14 protein-coding genes are annotated in these 18,367 nt (G+C 65.3%); 11 read left to right on the top strand and 3 right to left on the bottom strand.

The features are described 5' to 3' along the window. The first annotated feature begins 51 nt into the window (after positions 1 to 51). The 6 genes from VIN30_RS07365 to VIN30_RS07340 all read left to right on the top strand — a co-directional run bounded on the left by VIN30_RS07365 (position 52) and on the right by VIN30_RS07340 (position 9,279). The gene (locus VIN30_RS07365; RefSeq protein WP_338210477.1) at positions 52 to 1,320 is read left to right on the top strand and encodes an MFS transporter; all 1,269 of its coding nucleotides are present in this window, start codon (positions 52 to 54) and stop codon (positions 1,318 to 1,320) included. 46 nt (positions 1,321 to 1,366) lie between these two features. Then, positions 1,367 to 3,460 (top strand): oxidoreductase, encoded by a 2,094-nt coding sequence (locus VIN30_RS07360; RefSeq protein WP_338210476.1) that lies wholly within the window; start codon positions 1,367 to 1,369, stop codon positions 3,458 to 3,460. 8 nt (positions 3,461 to 3,468) lie between these two features. Beyond that, entirely contained in the window at positions 3,469 to 4,236 is a 768-nt protein-coding gene (locus VIN30_RS07355) for an enoyl-CoA hydratase/isomerase family protein (protein ID WP_338210475.1), read from the top strand. Between the two features lie 110 nt (positions 4,237 to 4,346). Beyond that, a complete protein-coding gene (locus VIN30_RS07350) occupies positions 4,347 to 6,947 on the top strand; it encodes an AMP-binding protein (RefSeq protein WP_338210473.1) in 2,601 nt (866 codons plus the stop codon). Between the two features lie 23 nt (positions 6,948 to 6,970). Then, a complete protein-coding gene (locus VIN30_RS07345) occupies positions 6,971 to 8,146 on the top strand; it encodes an acyl-CoA dehydrogenase (protein WP_326424866.1) in 1,176 nt (391 codons plus the stop codon). Between the two features lie 335 nt (positions 8,147 to 8,481). Continuing rightward, positions 8,482 to 9,279 (top strand): TIGR03084 family metal-binding protein, encoded by a 798-nt coding sequence (locus tag VIN30_RS07340; protein WP_338210470.1) that lies wholly within the window; start codon positions 8,482 to 8,484, stop codon positions 9,277 to 9,279. A 90-nt stretch (positions 9,280 to 9,369) separates the two neighbouring features. On the opposite strand, the gene VIN30_RS07335 is transcribed toward VIN30_RS07340, so the two are convergent. Continuing rightward, the gene (locus VIN30_RS07335) at positions 9,370 to 9,822 is read right to left on the bottom strand and encodes a GNAT family N-acetyltransferase (RefSeq protein WP_338210468.1); all 453 of its coding nucleotides are present in this window, start codon (positions 9,820 to 9,822) and stop codon (positions 9,370 to 9,372) included. Between the two features lie 208 nt (positions 9,823 to 10,030). Here VIN30_RS07335 and rpoN point away from each other — a divergent pair, with 208 nt between their 5' ends. The 4 genes from rpoN to VIN30_RS07315 all read left to right on the top strand — a co-directional run bounded on the left by rpoN (position 10,031) and on the right by VIN30_RS07315 (position 15,397). After that, entirely contained in the window at positions 10,031 to 11,440 is a 1,410-nt protein-coding gene (rpoN, locus tag VIN30_RS07330; RefSeq protein ID WP_338210467.1) for an RNA polymerase factor sigma-54, read from the top strand. 69 nt (positions 11,441 to 11,509) lie between these two features. Continuing rightward, complete coding sequence (locus VIN30_RS07325) at positions 11,510 to 13,567, top strand: sigma-54 interaction domain-containing protein (protein ID WP_338210465.1); 2,058 nt, start codon at positions 11,510 to 11,512, stop codon at positions 13,565 to 13,567. Positions 13,568 to 13,703: 136 nt separating this feature from the next. Continuing rightward, positions 13,704 to 14,471 carry a putative electron transfer flavoprotein FixA gene (fixA, locus tag VIN30_RS07320; protein ID WP_338210463.1) on the top strand — a complete coding sequence of 256 codons (768 nt, stop codon included), beginning with the start codon at positions 13,704 to 13,706 and terminating at the stop codon, positions 14,469 to 14,471. Between the two features lie 17 nt (positions 14,472 to 14,488). Further along, on the top strand, positions 14,489 to 15,397 hold the full coding sequence (locus VIN30_RS07315; protein ID WP_338210461.1) for an electron transfer flavoprotein subunit alpha/FixB family protein: 909 nt from the start codon (positions 14,489 to 14,491) through the stop codon (positions 15,395 to 15,397). Positions 15,398 to 15,509: 112 nt separating this feature from the next. Here the strand turns inward: VIN30_RS07315 and VIN30_RS07310 are convergent, their stop codons facing one another. Further along, the gene (locus tag VIN30_RS07310) at positions 15,510 to 16,442 is read right to left on the bottom strand and encodes a LysR family transcriptional regulator (protein WP_326424859.1); all 933 of its coding nucleotides are present in this window, start codon (positions 16,440 to 16,442) and stop codon (positions 15,510 to 15,512) included. 387 nt (positions 16,443 to 16,829) lie between these two features. Between VIN30_RS07310 and cysK the strand changes: the two genes are divergently transcribed. Further along, positions 16,830 to 17,765 carry a cysteine synthase A gene (gene cysK, locus VIN30_RS07305; protein ID WP_338210458.1) on the top strand — a complete coding sequence of 312 codons (936 nt, stop codon included), beginning with the start codon at positions 16,830 to 16,832 and terminating at the stop codon, positions 17,763 to 17,765. On the opposite strand, the gene VIN30_RS07300 is transcribed toward cysK, so the two are convergent. After that, positions 17,762 to 18,358, bottom strand: coding sequence for a hypothetical protein (locus tag VIN30_RS07300; RefSeq protein ID WP_338210456.1), 597 nt, complete (start codon positions 18,356 to 18,358; stop codon positions 17,762 to 17,764). The two genes, cysK and VIN30_RS07300, sit on opposite strands and share 4 nt — an antisense overlap. Positions 18,359 to 18,367: the final 9 nt, after the last annotated feature.

The raw sequence follows: 18,367 nt of genomic DNA, 5'->3' as shown, positions 1-18,367 counted from the left end.
GCATTGCTAATGGTATTGAGCTTCTAACGCCTGTGGGCGAGGAGGTGTTCAATGAACGCAATGCAGAAGAAGAGCACGATCTGGGCGTGGCTTGTCGTTATCGGATGTCTGGGGTTCTATTCTATCCCCACCGGAATCATTGCCAATACGTCGGGCATCTTTGTCGCGCCGGTTATGGACCAGTTCGGCTGGACACAGACCGATACCACCATGTACCGCACCATTCAGCCTCTTGTGTCGGCGGTCGTGGCCCCCTTCGCGGGTCGCATGCTGCAGAAAGGCAACCCGCGCTGGATCCTCGCGGCCGTATCCCTCGTTTTCGGCTTGGCTTCTTGGGCGAGCGCCTATGCCACTGAATTGTGGCAGTGGAACCTGTACGGCGTGGTGTTCGGCGTTACCGCGGGTTTCTTCATGTACCTGGCGGCACCCGTGCTCATCAACGCCTGGTTCGAGAAGAATGCCGGCATCGCCATCTCCATCACGGCGGCGGGCCTTTCCCTGCTCGGCGCTTTCGCCAGCCCGCTCGGCCAGGGCATGATCGACGCTTACGGTTGGCAGACGGCCCGCGCCATCATGTCCCTGTTCACCACGGTGCTGTCGGTGGTGCTCACGGTGCTGTTCGTGCGCAAGAGCCCGGCGGTGATGGGGCTTATCCCCGTGGGCGCCGAGCACAAGCCCGGCGAGTCGGCGGTGGAGCGGGAAGAGGAGCTGACCTTCGAGAACGGCGCCACCATGGAGCAGGCGCGTCGTTCCCCGGGCCTGTACATGCTGATCATCGTGGCGGGCATCTTCGTGATGTGCGCGGCGTTCTTCCAGCAGATTCCCGCCTTCTGCGCCCGCACCGAGCTGGGCGCGGCGGCCGGGGCCATGGCCGTGTCCATCATGATGGTGGGCGGCATCGTGTTCAAGCTGGTGCTAGGCGCCCTAAACGACCGCATCGGCGTGCGCTGGACGGGCGTGATCTCGGCGGCCAGCGGTGCGCTCGGCATCTTTTTGGCCTTCGTGGCCGGATCGAACGTCGCCGTGTTCTACGCGGGCATGGTGGTGTTCGGCGGCGGCTACGCCGGCCTCACGGTTATCGCGCCCATGCTGGCGCGCGAGTCGTTCGGATCGCTGAACTACTCGCAGATCTATTCCTGGGTGTCTACGGGCATCTTCGTGTTCACGGCTATTTCCTTTGTGGTCTACGGCATGATCTACGATACCACGGGTTCCTACGACCTGTGCTTCGTCGTGGTCATCGCCCTGTACCTCATCGGTGTGGCGATGGTGCCCCTCACCATCGCCGTCTCCCACAAAGTATGGAAGAGGGACGAGTAGCTAATCGGGTAAGAGAGACAAGGGATTGGAAGGAAAAGGAGAACCCATGAGCAAAGAATATCCCATTCTCGGATCGCCGCTGAAGGTGAACGGCGTGACGTTGAGGAACCGCATGATCACCACGTCGATGTCGCCGGGCGAGGGCTATGTGACCGAGGACAACCACCCGACCGAGATGCTCGCCAACTACCTGGAGGAGCGTGCGGCGGGCGGCACCGGCATGATTATTCAGACCATCTGTCCCTGGCAGCGCTTTGAGGGCGACGGGCTGCATCCGCTGCCCATGGCCTACGACGAGAGCTGCGTTCCCGAGCTGAAGAAGTACATGGTTGATCCCGTGCACAAGCACGATGGTCTTATCTGCGCTCAAATTTACTATGTGCACGATTGGAAGCCCGATGCGGAAACCAAGGAAAGCCCCTACGGCCCGTCTGAAATCGCTGTCATTCCTATGATGAGCGGTTTCAAGACCATGACGTTGGAGCAGATCGAGGCCTTCAAGAAGCAATTCGTTAACGCTACGCTGGTCTGCAAGAAAGCAGGCTTCGACGCCGTGGAGGTGATGGCCGGTGTGGGTGGCATCCTCAGCCGCTTCATGAGCCAGGCCACCAATAACCGCACCGATCAGTACGGCGGCAGCTTGGAGAACCGCGCGCGTCTGACCCTGGAAGTCATTCGCGAGGTGCGCGCGGCCGTGGGTCCCGATTTCCCCATCGTGGTGCGCTGGTCGCCGGTGGACTTCATCAAGACCGATAACGGCCCGGGCCTTTCCATGGACGAGGCCAAGCAGATTGCCGTGTGGATGGAAGAGGCCGGGCTTGACCTGCACGATCTGTCGGTGGGCTGGCACGAGACGAGCGTGCCCTTGACCACCAAGGGTATCGAGGACGGCCACTGGATGTACATCGCCGAGCAGATCAAGACCGTGGCGAAAAAGCCGGTGGGCCAGGGCTATCGCAACACCGACCCCACCATCATGGAGCAGAATTTGCAGGACGGCAAGTGCGATGTCATCGCCGGTTTGCGCTATTCCATCGCCGACCCGGCCCTGCCGCTGAAGGTGATGGAGGACCGCACCAAGGACATGCGCAAGTGCATCGTGTGCTGCCGTTGCATCGATGATGTGGTGTCCCGCGGGCTTTCGCTGGTGTACTGCGGCGTGAACCCGCATCTGGGCCCCGAGCTGCTGCACGAGATGTACCCGAAGACCGATACGCCCAAGAAGGTGATGGTGGTGGGCTCCGGCCCGGCCGGCCTGAACGCGGCGCTGACGGCGGCCCAGCGCGGGCACAAGGTGGACCTGTACGAGCAGGGGCCGCGCTTGGGCGGCTGCGTGAAGATGAGCTCTATCTTCAGCCCCTACCACGAGCGCTACCTGACCTACCTGTTCAACGAGATGGAGAAGCACCCCGAGATCACCGTGCACCTGAACACCGAGGTGACGCCGACGCTGGTGGCCTCGGTGAAGCCCGACGCGGCCATCGTGGCCACGGGCGGCGCGCCCATCGGGCTGGACGTGCCCGGCGCCGACGGCAAGAACGTCATTTCCTCCCACGACTTCCTGGAGATGCTGAACGGTCATAAGCCCCATGGCAAGAAGGGCCTGTTCAACAACATCATGTGGGGCGGCGGCGCGTTCTTCCTGAAGCACTACTACACCCCCTCGTTCGCCCGCGAGATGACGGCGAAGATGAACTGGCCCATCGGTCGCGAGATCGCCATCATCGGCGGCGGCCTGCCCGGCTGCGAGCTGGGGCACCTGTGCATGGAGACGGGGCGCACCACGGCCATCATCGAGGAAAAGAAGAAGATCGGCTACGACGTGAGCCCCTCTGAGCGCTTCGGCCTCACCAGCTCCTTCAAGAAGGCCGACAACGTGTCGCTGTACCCGCTGACCCGCGTGACCGCCATTCGCGAGGACGGCGTGGAGTGCATCCAGGCCGACCGCGAGGGCAACGAGAAGACCATCTTCGTGCCCGGCAAGACCGTGGCCCTCACGCTGGGCCTCGATCCCAATCGCGAGCTGGGCGAGAAGATCAAGCCGGCGGTGAAGGACGTGTACCTGGTGGGCGACTGCGACAATCCCGGCCGCATCGCCGACGCCACCAAGGCCGGTTACGTGGCCGCCTGCGCGATCTAGGAGAGGCCATGACCGAAGAGAGAGCAGTGGTGTACGCGGAAGATGCCGGCGACGGCATCCGCGTGATCTACCTGAACCAGCCGCAGAAGAAAAACGCCATCTCGGCCGAGATGATGGACATCCTGACCGCGCAGCTGCAGGCCGCCGACTCCGACGATGGGGTGCGCGTGGTGGTGCTGCGCGGAGTGGGCGAGAACTTTTCTAGCGGCGGCGACCTGAACCAGGGCGACGGCGGCAAGCCCACGCCCGAGCAGGCACGCAAGACGTTGCGCCGCTATCTGAACGCCGTTCGCACCATCCGGTCCATCGCCAAGCCCGTCATCGCCATGGTGGACGGCTATGCCGTGGGCGGGGCCTTTGCCCTGACCCTGGCGAGCGACTTGGTGTGCGCGAGCGAGCGCGCCCAGTTCGTGCCGGCGTTCTGCCAGATCGGCATCATTCCCGAGATGGGCATGATGAAGATGCTGCCCGAGCTGGTGGGTCCTCAGCGGGCCAAGGAGCTGCTGTTCATCGGCGGCAAGATTCCCGCGGTCCAGATGCGTGACTGGGGGCTGGTGAACCGCCTGTTCGCCGATGGGGAATTGGAGGCGCAGACCATGGCCTTCGCCCAGCAGCTGTCGGCGATGCCCGATGCCTCCATTCAGATCACGAAGACGATGATGAACGCGCTTTCCGACGAGGCGCTGGGCGCTTGCCTGGAAGCCGAGTCCACCGCATCGCCCTTCTGCACCACCACGACCGCCTACGCCAAGACCATGGAGCGGTTCGCGAAGTAGCACGCAGCAGGGGCCGGCCTCGGCGGTCGGCCCCTTCCCTTTGGGCCGCCCCGCGGGGCGGCACGTCATGTCCGCAGGCGGCATGATATGGAACGGAGGATGGGAAGCTGATGCAATTTTTCCAGTACGACAACGTGGCGGAGCCGTTCTTGGCCAGCGTAGCCGAGCGGCCCCGGGCCACGGCGGTGGTGTTCAAGGGGGAGGCCATCACCTACGGTCAGATGAACGAGCGGGTGAACCGCTTCGCCCATCTGCTGAGGGACGAGGCGGGAGTACGGCCTGGCGACAAGGTTGCCTACCTGTTGGCGAACTGCCCGGAAATTCCCGAGATCTACTATGCCGTGCAGAAGATCGGGGCGGTGGCCGTGCCGCTGAACTTCAAGCTGATCGGCCGGGAGGTGGGTTATCTGGTGAACGCCGGCGAGGCGTCGGTGCTGCTGTTCGATGCCCGCTTCGCCCCGGCGGTGGCCGAGGCTGCCGAGCAGTTCGATCATCCCGTGCAGCTGTTCAGTCTGGGCGGCGACGTTCCGTTCGCCCGTGCGACCGAGCCGCTGCTGGCGCAGTGCGCGGCCGATGAGCCGCCGTTGGCCGCCGGTGGCGCGCGCCTGTCGCGTATTCAGTTCACCGGAGGCTCTACCGGGCTGCCCAAGGGAGCCGCCCGCAGCCACCGGGCCGATCTGGTGGAGCTGTCCAGCGTGACCGATTCCAACGGCATGGCCCGCGAGCGGGGTGCGGTGGTGCTGGTGCAGTGTCCGCTGGAGCACCACGGCGGCCACAGCTGGTTCACCAGCGCCTTCGCCACCGGTGCCGCGCTCATCATCTGCGAGGCCTTCAACGCCGAGCGCATTCTGCACGATATCGAGGCCTATGGGGTCACCCATATGATCTTGCTGCCGCCCACCACCTACCAGCGGCTGCTGCGCTGCCCCACCATCGATCAGTTCGACCTGTCCTCGGTGCGCATCGTGCAGAGCGCGGCGGGCGCGGCGCCGGTGGCTATGATCCGCGCGGTGTACGAGCGTTTCCCCCGCGCCGAGCTGAACTACGGCTGGGGCCAGTCGGAAAGCGGTACCGGCACCAGCCTGCGCATCACCCGGGCCATGCTGGAAGAGGAGTCGCCCCTGCTGGGCAGCGTGGGGCGCCCCATGCCCTATGCCGAGGTGAAGATTGTGGACGAGACGGGGCGCGAGGTGGGCGTCGGCGAGGTGGGCGAGGCGCTCATCCGCACCGAGGCGGCCATGGACGGCTATTTCGGCCAGCCCGATCTGACCGACGCCGCCTTCACCGAGGACGGCTGGCTGCGCACGGGCGACATGATGTGTCGCGACGCCGAGGGCTATCTGTTCATTCGGTCGCGCAAGAAGGACATGATCAAGTCGGGCGGCGAGAACGTGTTCGTGGCCGAGGTGGAATCGGTGCTGCGCGAGCACCCCGATATCGACGACTGCCTGGTGTTCGGCACGAGCGATCCGGTGATGGGGGAAGCCGTGGCCGCAGTGGTGCAGCCGCGCCCCGGCGCGGTGCTGACGGCCACCATGGTGCAGGAGCACTGCAAGCAGGCCATTGCCAGCTACAAGAAGCCCCGCTACGTGGTGTTCATGGACGATATGGGGCGTGACAGCGCCGGGAAGGTGCGCAAGAGCGCCATCGTCGATTACTTCGATGCCCATAAGGAGCAGGCGGCTCCACGCTTCCACGAAAAGGTGTGGAACGACCCGGAGATCTACCTTATCCAGGTGCCCTTCTCGGGTGGCACGCCCGTCGGCTACACGAACGTGTACTACCTGCGCACCGCCGACCGCGGGCTGCTCATCGACCCGGGCACGAGCCACGAGGCCTCCTTCCAGGTGCTGCATCTGGCTCTGGAGGATTTGGGCGTGGACATGGCCCGCACTGACATCTTCCTCACCCATTTCCACATCGACCACTTGGGTCTGGCCGCCGCCGTGGCCGCACCCGAGACGCGGGTGTATCTGAGCGCGGCCGACGAGGCGCTGTTCCGCGCCCGGGGGGAGAGCGTCTACCGGGGCACCATGAAGCGGCGTCTTGAGGTCGAGGGGTTCGACCACGCCGATATCGACGAGCTGATGGCCACGGATGCGGCGCTCATTCCGCGGGTGAAGTGGCCGGTGCCCGACACCTTCGTGAACCTGGCCGATGGCGAGGTGCTGCAAGTGGGGCCGTGGGAACTGCAGGTGGTGGCCACGCCCGGCCACACGCCCGGCCACACCTGCCTGTATCTGCGCGGCGCCCAGGTGATGTTCTTCGGCGACCATGTGCTGATGAACAGCTCGCCGAACATCGCGCCCTTCGAGGGCCGGCGCGATACCCTGGGCGATTATCTGGCCAGCCTGCGGAAAGTGACGCCTTTCACCTTGCAGGCCGCCTGCATGGCCCACGGCTTTGTGGATGTGCGGGCCCAGGCCGCGGCGATGCCCGCGCGCATCGCATGGCTGCAAGATCATCACCGTCAGCGTCTGGGGGAGATTTGCGCGGCGTTGGAAGCGCGTCCCGGCATGACTGGCACGGAAGTTGCTAAATCTATTCATTGGAACATTCCCTATGACGCCTGGGACGACATCCCCATCATCCAGCGTTGGATCATCGTCAGCGAGACGGCGGCCCACCTGGATCACTTGGTGGAGACGGGGCAGGTGCGCAGGGAGGTGCACGGAGGCTTGAACCGCTACGAGCCCGTGCGCGGGGATTAGACCACGAGAAAGGACAGAAGGGCATGGACATGATTCTGACCGACGAGCAGGAGCTGCTGCTCGAGAGCCTCGACGAGCTGATGGAGCGCTACGGCACCGAGGAGTACTTCAAGGAGCGCGACGAGAAGCACGAGTGGCCCCAGGAGTTCACCGATGCGCTGCTGGAGAACGGCTTCCAGATGCTCGGCGTTGATGAGCGCTTCGGCGGCACGCCCGTGGACGTGACCACGCTGATGCTGGTGGCCGAGCGCGTGTGCAAGAACGGCGCGCCCATCTACGTGTACGGCAACCTGTGCTCGCTGAAGGACATGACCGAGTTCGGCAGCCCCGAGCAGCAGGAGCAGTGCTTCGCCGAGGTAATGGCGGGCAAGCCCGGTTTCGTGCTGGGCTTCACCGAGCCCGGTGCCGGTTCCGACTCCAGCTCGCTGGCCACCACCTATCAGCGCCGCGACGGCAAGGTGTACCTGAACGGCTCGAAGTCGTTCATGACCAACGCCTTCAATTCCAAGTACATGCTGTGCGTGGCCCGCAACGCCGATGACGATCCGAACGAAAAGGCGAACCGTTCCAAGTTCTCTATGTGGTGGGTGCAGCTGCACGACGACGAGGGCAACCTGATGCCGGGTATTACCATGGATCCGCTGGACAAGATCGGCTGGAACATGGGCAACACCTGCGAGATGTCGCTGAACGACGTAGAGCTGGAAGAGAAGGACCTGGTGGGCGTTGAGGGCCAGGGCTTCATGCAGGCCATGGTGAACTTCGAGGTGGAGCGCGTGCTGGCCTGCGCCCAGTCGCTCGGTGCTGCCGAGTGCGTGTACGAGGACGCCGTGCGCTACGCCACCCAGCGCATCCAGTTCGGCAAGCCCATCGGCAACAACCAGCTTATCCAGGAGCACATCACTGACATGTACATCATGATCGAGAACATGCGCAACTGGGTGTTCAAGTGCGCCGCCATGATCGACCGCGGCGAGTCGGTGATGGTGGATTCGGCCTGCGCCAAGCTGTACTGCGGCCGCGCCGCCTTCGAGGTGTGCGACAAGGCCCTGCAGATTATGGGCGGCATCGGCTACACCAAGGACAGCCGCATTTCGCGCATCTGGCGCGACCAGCGCGTGTACCGCATCGGCGCCGGCACCGACGAGATCATGATCCACATCGCCGGCCGCGCCCTGCAGAAGCCCTTCAAGAACTAAGGGGAAGAGGGCCGCAGGCGATTCTCTCCCGGTTTTCCCGGGCGGGCTAAAGCCCGCCCCTACGGGAAGGGATGAGACGAACCAGCAGGGCGGCCCCCGTAGGGGCGGCCTTCAGGTCGCCCGCATGGCCGCGAGGAAGGCGAATCCGCGGGGAGCGCATATTCGTAGGAGCGGCCTTCAGGCCGCCCGGTGGTCGCAAATAGGGCGAGCCGGCGGGGAGCGGCCCCCGTAGGGGCGGCCTTCAGGCCGCCCGCATTGGGCCCTCGCCGACTTCCTTGGGCGAACCCGCGGTTGGTAAATGAACAGACGGAATTGAATGAAAGGGGCATCACGTTATGGCAGAGATTTTTAATCCGGTTGACGATCTTATTGCTGAGCAGGCTGCGGTGGATATGCTGGTGGCCGACTTCACCGAGGAGGACTGGAACCGCATGGCCTCCTACTGCGACACGTGGACGCTGAAGGACGTCATCTGCCACATCGCGTTCTTCGACTACTGCGCCGTGGAGCTTCTGGCGGGACGCGGCGAGTCGGTGAACGCCGTGGCCGACGCCGCCTCCGAGCAGGACGAGCATTATCACGTGCTGGCCTACCGCGACAAGTCGGGTGCCGAGATTCTGAACTGGTGGCGCGAGCAGCGCACGCTGATGGACGCCGCCTTCATGGAGGCCGGCCCCAAGGGCCGCGTGCCGTGGGCCGCGGGCATCCCGCCCATGTCGGTGCGCTCGCTGGCCAGCGCCCGTCTGATGGAGCTGTGGGCCCATTCGGTGGATATCTACGACGCGCTGGGGCTGGACGTGCCGGTGAAGGCGCGCATCGCCTCCACGCTGTTCCTGTCGTGGCAGGGGCGTCCGAACATGTACAACGTGAACGGCAAGGAGTTCAAACCCGAGGTTCCCATGTATCTGGAGCTGACCATGCCCGATGGTGACCTGTGGGCCATGGGCGAGCCGAATGACGAGAACTACATCAAGGGCACCGCGAAGGACTGGGCGCTGGTGGCTATCCGCCGTCGGAACTGGATGGATACCGATCTGGAGGTAGTGGGCGACGAGGCCCGCACCTACGCGAGCATCGTGCAGACCTACGCCGGCCCGGCCGATCCGGCCCCTGCGGCGAAGAACCCGCGCTAGGCATCAGGCTGCGGTAGAGGCGGGCCCGTCCCGGGGAGGGGGACGGGCCCGTTTCGTATTTTCCGATGGGGGTGAGGCGGAGACGCGTGCCTAAGACATGCGCATGGGGGTGGCGCCGCAGGTGGGCGCCATGGAGCAGTCGTCGCAATCGGCGGCGATGAGGGGTGCTATGGCGTCCCACGCTACCGGCTCGCAGCCCAGGGCCTCGTAGAAGGGCACCGCATAGCCCCGGGCGACGAAGCGCAACTCGCCGAAGCGGCTGCGGGCGAAGCGCATCAGGGCGGCCCCGATGCCCGTGCGCCGGCAGCTGCCCGTTACCACTACGGGGTTCACGTGCCAGATCCCGTTTGCCTTCACGAGGCGGATGAACCCCACCGTCTCGCCGTTCTGCTCGGCCACGAAAAGGCGCCCGCGATCCGACAGCTCGTCGATGTCCGCCTCGGCGGCCAGCCCGGCGATGGCGTCGGCGTCGCCGGCCGTTGCTTCGCGCAGAACGACATCCGGCGTTGCCCCATCGGGATTATGGGCAAGCAAAGCGGTCATGATTTTCTCCTTGACGGTACTTGGGGGGGGGTAGTATGCTCAGTGCATAGCAGAAATCATGCTAGAGATGCAATGATCGTGTCAAAAGTTGGAAAACTTCGCCCTCTGTTTACCATTTGGTAAAAGTTGGGGGGCAAATGCGTCTGATGACGACCCAACCCTTGGCACGATTTGCTTGTGAGGGCCGCGAGAGAGCTCAGGGGGTTGTATGGTCGCACCGGCGAAGTCGTCGCTTCGTATCGAGTCTCGGTCGCGCACGGCCACCACGCAACGCGCCCATCTGGCCCCGGCGGCCATTCAGGGCCTGGAGGTTCTGGCGCTGCCCGTTACCGAGCTTTCCGCCTACGTGCAGGCTCTGGTGGAGCGCAACCCTTTGCTCGATTTCGATTCCGACGGCTTCACCGTGGCGCTGGACGATGTGCTGCAGGACGATTCCGAACGTGACGACTGGGCACCCTCCGACGGCGACTTTCGTCCGCGGCTGCGCATGCGCCAGCAGGAGGGCGGCTTCGACATGGGGCGCGTGCGCGACGAATGCTGCCAAACCGAGACGCTCGCCTGTCATCTGCGCACCCAGCTGGACGGCGCCGCTGCCAGCGATGTGCCTCGCCCGCTCATCCACGCGATCATCGACTGCCTGAACGACGACGGCTACTTCGACGGCAGCCTGCCCGCACTGTGCGCCGAGGTGGGCTGCGACGGGGAAGCGGGCGAGCGGGCCCTGGCCTTCGTGCAGGGGCTCACGCCGCGCGGAGTGGGCGCGCGCACGTTGCAGGAATGCCTGCTGCTGCAGCTGGACGACGGAATGCCCGGGGCAGCCGTCGCCCGCCTGATGATCAAAGAGAGCCTGGAGGACTTGGCCGACAACCGCACGACGCGGCTCATGCGCACCTACCATGTGAACCTCGACGAGTTGGCCCAGATACGCGAGCTCATCGCCGGGTTGGATCCGCGTCCCGGGTCCTCCTTCTCGCAGCGCAAGGACACGGTGTACGTTGTTCCCGATTTGGTGGTGGAGCGGCGCGGAACGTCGTTTGCGGTGCGCGTGGCGGGCGAGTTGGCCGAGCGGTTGGTGCGCCACGACGAGTACGAGGCGTGGGTGCAGGCCAGCGGCGACGCCGACGCCCGGGCGTGGTTGGACGAGAAGCGCACCGAAGCCGATACGGCCCTGGCCAACGTGGCCCAGCGCAAGCGCACGCTGTTCCGCTTCGGCATGTACCTGCTGGAGGCCCAGTACGGCTTCTTCCGCCACGGCCAAGCCGCCATGCGGCCCCTTACCATGCAGCAGGTGGCCGACGGTTTGGGGCTGCATGTGTCCACGGTCAGCCGCATTGTGGCCGACAAGCACATCCTCACCCCCTGGGGCACCTATCCCTTGAAGCACTTCTTTTCCACGGCTTTGCCCGCCACCGGCGCGGGCGGCGGCAGCGCCTTGTCGTCGCTGGCCATCAAGGAGCGCATCAAGGAACTGGTGGCGGGTGAGGACGCACGGCGCCCCCTGTCGGACGCGACCATCACCGAGATGCTGAACGCCGAGGGTGTGGAGATAAAGCGGCGCACGGTGGCGAAGTATCGCGAGGCTCTGGGCATTTCGCGGCAATCGCAGCGCCGGCGCTAGGGCCGCGGCGGGGTGCGACCGCCGCGACGTAGGAAACAGGGGAACGACGAGAACGGGGAAAGGAAGCCCATGGCTTATTCCGACGAGCACGCCTTGGAGGCATGGAAGGCCTTCGTCAGCACGAACACCATTATCGAGGACAAGGTGCGCCCCGAGGTGGCGGCCTCGTGGCTTCGCTGCAAGGCCATGGGACTTGATCCGTGGTCGAGCGGCTTCGAGAAGGAGAACACGTCGCTTTTGCGCGAGAAGCGCGAGCGGTTCAAGGCGTCGCTGCGGGCCACTGCGCCTGTCATGAAGTTCCTCATGCGCCTTCTGGGATCGAACGTGTCGCTGATGGACGGCGAGAACTTCGTGTTCGAGCTGATGACACCCATGGTGCTGTACCCGCGCACCTACGGCACCTTCATGCGCGAGAAGGACGTGGGCACTGGCAACGCCACTCTGGTGGCCACCGAGCGCAAGCCGGTGCGGGTGGACGGTTTCGAGCACTACCGCGCCATCGCCCAGAGCTATTCGGGTGTGGCCGCGCCCTACCTGGATGTGGACGGGCGCTACTACGGCTCCTTGAACATCAACAGCCCCTTCCGCAACCTGCCGCCTGAGGCGCTGGATCTGTGCGTGGAGGGCGTGCGGCTGACCCAGGAGCTGTTCGTGGCTGGTGCCCGCTATTCGCAGCTGCTCGCCACGGTGGAGTTCTTCAAGCCGCTGCTGTCCCTGTACCAGGCACCGACGCTGCTGGTGGATTTGGAGGGTCGCATCCTGCACGCCAACGCCCCCATGCGACCGTGGTGCCCCGACTGGGACGCGTATTCCTACGGTGCGCAGTCCCTTGGCGCCTACTTGGGCAAGTCGATGACCTTCCGCGATGTGGTGCGCTTGTCCGAGGGCGCAACCGAGCCGGTGGGCGTGCCCTTCAAGAAGGGTCGGTCGCGCGCGACTGTGGAGGTGCCGCTGGTGCGCTGCGGGAAAGTGGACATCGACGGCGTGGAGCCGTTCATGGTGATGGTGTTCGAAAACGAGCGGCCGGTTGAGGAGGCGCCCGTGAAGAGGAAGCCCGCCAAGCCCCGGCGCGATTCCGAGATGATGCCCACGGGTGCCACGGTGGACTACATCGGCGAGACCGAGGAGTGGAAGGCCATCGACGCCCTGGTGCGCAAGGTGGCCCCCATTCGCACCAACGTGCTGCTGCTGGGCGAGACCGGTACGGGCAAGGAGGTGGTGGCTCGCGCCATCCATCGCCGCAGCGGGCGCAAAGGGCCCTTCGTGGCGGTGAACTGCGGCGCGCTGCCCCGCGACCTGCTGGCCACCGAGCTGTTCGGCTACGAGGGCGGTGCCTTCACCGGCGCGCGGGAAGACGGCGCCACGGGCAAGTTCGAGTTCGCCGACGGGGGCACGCTGTTTCTGGACGAGATCGGGGAAATGCCCGTGGACATGCAGGTGAGCCTGCTGCGGGTGTTGCAGGAATCGTCGGTGACGAAGTTGGGCTCCAATACGGCGAAGGCCCTGGATTTGCGGGTGGTGGCCGCCACGAATCAGGATATCCAGCGCCTGATCGCCCAGAAGCAGTTCCGCAGCGACTTGTACTACCGCCTGGCCATGGTGGAGATGCACCTGCCCCAGCTGCGCAAGCGGCGCGACGACATCCCCCTTCTGGTGGAGTACTTCAACGAGCAGCTGTCGGCTCAGCTGAACGTTCCCCACACCCCCTTCCCCGAGAAAACGGTGCAGGCGCTGGGTTCGTACAGCTGGCCGGGCAACGTGCGCGAGCTGCGCAACGTGGTGGAGCGCTGCCTGATCATGGAGGGCGAGGGCGCCCGGGTGCAGCTGTCGTCGCTGCCGTTCTATATCGAGAACGTGGCAAGCTCGGCGTCGAGCGGCCCCATGATGTCGCTGGAGTGGTCGCTGGGCAGCGAGGCGCTGGAGCAGCGGGCCCAAGCCCTGCGCGCCGAGGGGGAGCGGCGCCAGCTGCGTCAGCTGACTTCCGAATGCGACGGCGATTTCGGTCGCATTGCCGAGCGTTTGGGCGTGACGGCCGACGAGCTGCGAGGGCGCATGGGCGCCCTGGGTCTGCGCCCCCGCATCGTGCTGGACGACGAGGACGACATTTCCGATCGGGTACGCTGGTAGAGGGGTTTCGCACGGGTTGCGCCCAACGCCCCGCCCCACTCGGGTTAACCGGGTGCGGCGGGGCGTTGCTTTTTGGCACGGTATTTGCTCCATAGGTTTTCGAAGCCGCAAGACCGATGACCTTAAGGAGTGATTCATGAACATCGTTGTGTGCTACAAGATTGTTCCCGACGAGCAAGATGCCCAGGTTCAGGCCGATCGCACGCTGTCCTTCGAGCGTGCGGCGCTGAAGATCGGCGATTACGATCTGAACGCCGTGGAGGCCGGTGCCGTGCTGGCCGAGCAGGAGGGCGCCACCCTTACCTGCCTGACCGCCGGCGGCGATGCCGTGGAGGATTCGAAGCTCAAGAAGGCCATCCTGGCCCGTGGCCCCCAGGCGAACGTGGCGGTGAAGGACGCGAGCCTGCCCGGTGCCGGCTCGTCGAAGACGGCCGCCGTGCTGGCCGCCGCCGTGAAGACGCTCGACGACGTGTCGCTGGTGCTGTGCGGCGAGGGTTCCGCCGACCTGTACTCCCAGCAGGTGGGCATCCAGCTGGGCGAGATGCTGGGCATGCCCGTGGTGAACGCCGTGAGCGCCATTCAGCTGGACGGCTCCGTCGCCCGCGTGCAGCGCACCCTGGACGACGTGGTGGAGACGCTGGAAGTGCCTCTGCCGGCCGTGCTGTCGGTGGTGGCCGGCATGAACGATCCGCGCATCCCCTCGATGAAGGACATTCTGGGCGCGGGCAAGAAGCCCACCACGGTGCTGGGCTTCGATGAGATCGGCTATACGGACGTGCCCGAGGCCATCGAGGTGGTCAGCACGCTGGCTCCCGAGCAGAAGGACCGCGCCTGCACTATCTTGGAGGGCGCCGATGACGATACCGTGAACCAAATCCTCGCGGCCATTCGCGAGCAGCTGTAGGAAAGGACGAGAAGACCATGACTCAGATTATGATGTTCGCGGACGCCCCGTCCGCCTATGCAGAGCTTGCCGCTGCCGCCCGCGCCCTGGGGGCCGAGCCCGTGGCCCTGTACGCCGGTTCCCGTGCCGGTGCCGACGAGATTGCCGGCTTCGGCGCGAAGGTTCTGTACTTCGGCGAGATTCCGGCCGGCGCCATGGCCGAGGATGTGGTGAGCGTCTTCGAGACCGCCATTAAGCGCGAGCAGCCCGCGCTGGTGCTGGCCGCCGCGAGCAAGCGCGACGCGCTGGTGGCCGGCCGCCTGGCCGTGCGCCTGGGCGTGCCCGCAGTGAACGACGTGTCCGGCATGACGCTGGCCGGCGAGGGCGCCGAGGTGACTCACCTGGTGTACGGTGGTGCCGCCGCGCGCACCGAGCGCGTGGGCGCCGGCGCCATCTTGCTGCTGGCTGCGGGCACCTTCGCCGCCGACGGCGTTGCCGGCGGCGAGGTGGTGGAAGAGGCTGCTGCCGTGGAGGCGGGCCCGGTGAAGCTGACCGGCACCGAAGAGCGCCAGGAGGAGCGCGTCGATCTGGGCGCCGCCAAGTGCGTTATCTGCGTGGGTCGCGGCATCGGTTCCGAGGAGAACGTGCAGAAGGCCCTGGAGATCGCCCACAAGCTGGGCGGCGAGGTGGCCTGCACCCGTCCCATCGCCGAGGGCGAGGGGTGGCTTGCCCGCAGCCGCTACCTGGGCGTCTCCGGTGCCACGGTGAAGCCGCAGATCTACATCGGCCTGGGCGTGTCCGGCCAGGTGCAGCACACCGTGGGCATGAACGAGGCCGCTTACGTGGTGTCTGTCAACAAAGACAAGAACGCGCCGCTCATGAAGCACTGCGACTTGGGCGTCGTCATGGACGTGGACACCGCACTCGACGTGCTGGGCCGCCTGTAGGCGACCCGCCCGGCCTCCACCGGGGCCGGTACCTTTGATTTTCTCTCTATCTTTCCCCTGATAGCTCCCGCCTTTGTCGCACTCCAGAGGCGGGAGCGCCCTTTTTCCGGGGCTACAGGGCCGACAGGCCGATCTGGTAGCCTTCCACGAACAGGCTCAGCTTCTCGATGTAGCGCTGGGCCAGGTCGGACAGCTGGCGCTCGTTGTGCACGATGTAGCCCACGCGCATCAGCTCCTTGGTGGCCAGCGGCACGCTGGCAATGCCCGTGTACATCTCGCTGGACAGCACTCCGGTGGAGATGGTGTAGCCGTTGTGGTGCGCCAGCAGGTTCGACAGCGTGCCGCGGTCGCTGACGGCGATGCGCTTGCTGTGTGCCAGCTCGGCGAAGGGCTCCTCGGCGTAGAAGAACGAGTTCGCGTTGCCCTGCTCGAAGGCGTAGCGAGGGTAATCGGTCAGGTCGTCCAGCGTCACCTCGGCGCGCTCGGCCAAGGGGTGGGCCTCGTTCACGAAGATGTGGGGCTGGGCGGTGAACAGCAGGTTGAACGACAGGTTCGCATCTTCCAGGGCATGCCCGATGACGCTTTCGTTGAACGACGACAGGTACAGCACGCCCAAATCGCTGCGGAAGTCGCGCACGTCCTCGATGACTTCCGAGGTGCGGGTCTCGCGCAGGCTGAAGTTGTAGCTGTCCCCCTCGTATTCCTCGGACAGCTCTAGGAAGGCCTCCACGACGAAGGCGTAGTGCTGCGAGGTGATGGCGAGGCGCTGAGCCTGGTTGGCGGCATCGCCGCGGCCCGAATAGCGCTGGGCCATCAGATCGGCCTGCTCCACCACCTGGCGCGCGTAGCCCAAAAGCTCGATGCCATCGCTCGTGAGCGTGATGCCGCGGTTGCTGCGCTCGAAGATGGTCACGCCGGTTTCGCGCTCGATGTCGCGCACGGCCACCGACAGGCTCGACTGCGACACGTACAGGGTGTGCGCCGCGGCCGAGATGGATCCGTGGTTGGCAATGGCGATGAGGTAGCGCAGCTGCTGCAGGGTCATGGGGTGCTCCGTCGCTTCTCGGGTGGCCGATAAAGTCTAGTAACTTTCTAGGAATTATATACCGATGGCTTTGATGGTGGCCTGGGAAAATTCTAAGCGGGGATGTCGCTTTGGGGGAGGTGGCCATCGAAAACCGCTATGACGTCCTCGGTTGACGGGCGCTTATTGACAGGTAGGATGAGGACAAATGCGACTCATCGCCGGTCGGGAGCGCGGGGTACCCTACTCTTCGATCGTGGGAGAGCGAAGAGGGGACGGCCGGTGTTCTGACCGAGCGAGTTCCGCAGCGACTGGAAGTACCCAGTGGGCACTTCCACAAAGCGAGGACTGTTTGAGCGAATCAGAATGCCGGCCGGCCCCGACTGGCAACGAGAAAGGAGCCCATTGATGAACGTGCACAAGAGCGTGGCGGAGCTGATCGGGCGCACGCCCCTGGTGGAGCTGACCAACTACGAGCAAGCCCACGACCTGCCAGCTACGCTGATCGGCAAGGTGGAGTTCTTCAATCCTGGCGGCTCGGTGAAAGACCGTATCGCGCAGGCCATGATCGACGACGCGGTGGCGGCGGGCAAGATCGACAACGACACGGTGATCATCGAGCCTACTTCGGGTAACACAGGGATCGGCCTGGCCGCGCTGGCGGCGGCGCGCGGCAACCGCATTATCATCACCATGCCCGAGACCATGTCGGTGGAGCGCCGCAACCTCATGGCCGCCTACGGCGCCGAGCTGGTGCTGACTGAAGGGGCGAAGGGTATGAAGGGGGCCATCGCGAAGGCCGACGAGCTGGCGGCCGAGATTCCCAATTCGTTCATTCCCTCGCAGTTCAACAACCCCGCGAACCCTGCTGTGCACGAGCGCACCACGGGTCCGGAGATTTGGGCCGATACCGACGGCAAGGTGGACATCCTGGTGGCCGGCGTGGGCACAGGGGGCACTATTTCGGGCACGGGCGCCTATCTGAAGGCCCAGAACCCCGCTATTCAGGTGGTGGCCGTGGAACCGGCTGGCTCGCCGGTGCTGTCCGAAGGGCGCGCGGGCTCCCATAAGATTCAGGGCATCGGCGCCGGGTTCGTGCCGGAAACGCTGGATACCGCCATCTACGATGAGGTGCTTCCCATCACCGACGAGGAGGCCTTCGCGGCCGGTCGCGAGCTGGCCGCCGGCGACGGCTTGCTGGTGGGCATCTCAGCCGGCGCAGCGGTGGCTGCGGCCACCAAGCTGGCCCAGCGTCCCGAGAACGCCGGCAAGAACATCGTGATCATCCTGCCCGATACGGGCGAGCGCTACCTTTCCACCCCCATGTTCGATACCGCCTCCTAAACGGCCGGTTGAACGGTTCCTGGCCGATTGGGCGACAGCGGCATTTTCACGATGCCCACATCGGCGATGGCCACGTACAGCGCGAATCCTTGTTTGCAGCGGAAGGTGCACTCGCGGCAGCGGGGCTCGTCGCAGTACACGTAGGCGTCTTCATCGGCCAGGGCGAACACGATCGGAGCACGTTTGCCGGGCAGCGGGTATTTCACCTGCAGCCCGGTAAACGTCTTCAGCATCACCCACTGCGGCTGCTGCGACGTGCCGTCGGGCGCGGGCGGCAGCGTCCAGCTCACCTGCACGGCATTAGCGTCGTAGCCGCCGACGATGACGTAGTCCAGCGCGAAGCCTGTGGGCAAGTCGCCCACATTCAGCAGCGGCAGCGGCTCGGCCTCCGGTAGCGCGCCCTCCGCATTGGCGCGCTGGTAGGGCAGTTCGGCCACCGGCGCGCGGCCCGGCTCACGGAAGGCGGCCGTCTGGGCGCCGGCCAGGGGCAGCAGGGTGATGCCGTTTGCGGCGAGGAAGCGCGGGTCGGCTTCGTCGACGCGGGGCTTCCATGTGGCCTTGGTGCGGGTGGGACTTTTCCGTTGCTCGTCCATGGCGTCTCC

Source organism: Adlercreutzia wanghongyangiae (genome assembly GCF_035989245.1).
GTDB lineage: Bacteria > Actinomycetota > Coriobacteriia > Coriobacteriales > Eggerthellaceae > Adlercreutzia > Adlercreutzia wanghongyangiae.
This window is presented reverse-complemented; position numbering and strand designations above follow the sequence as displayed.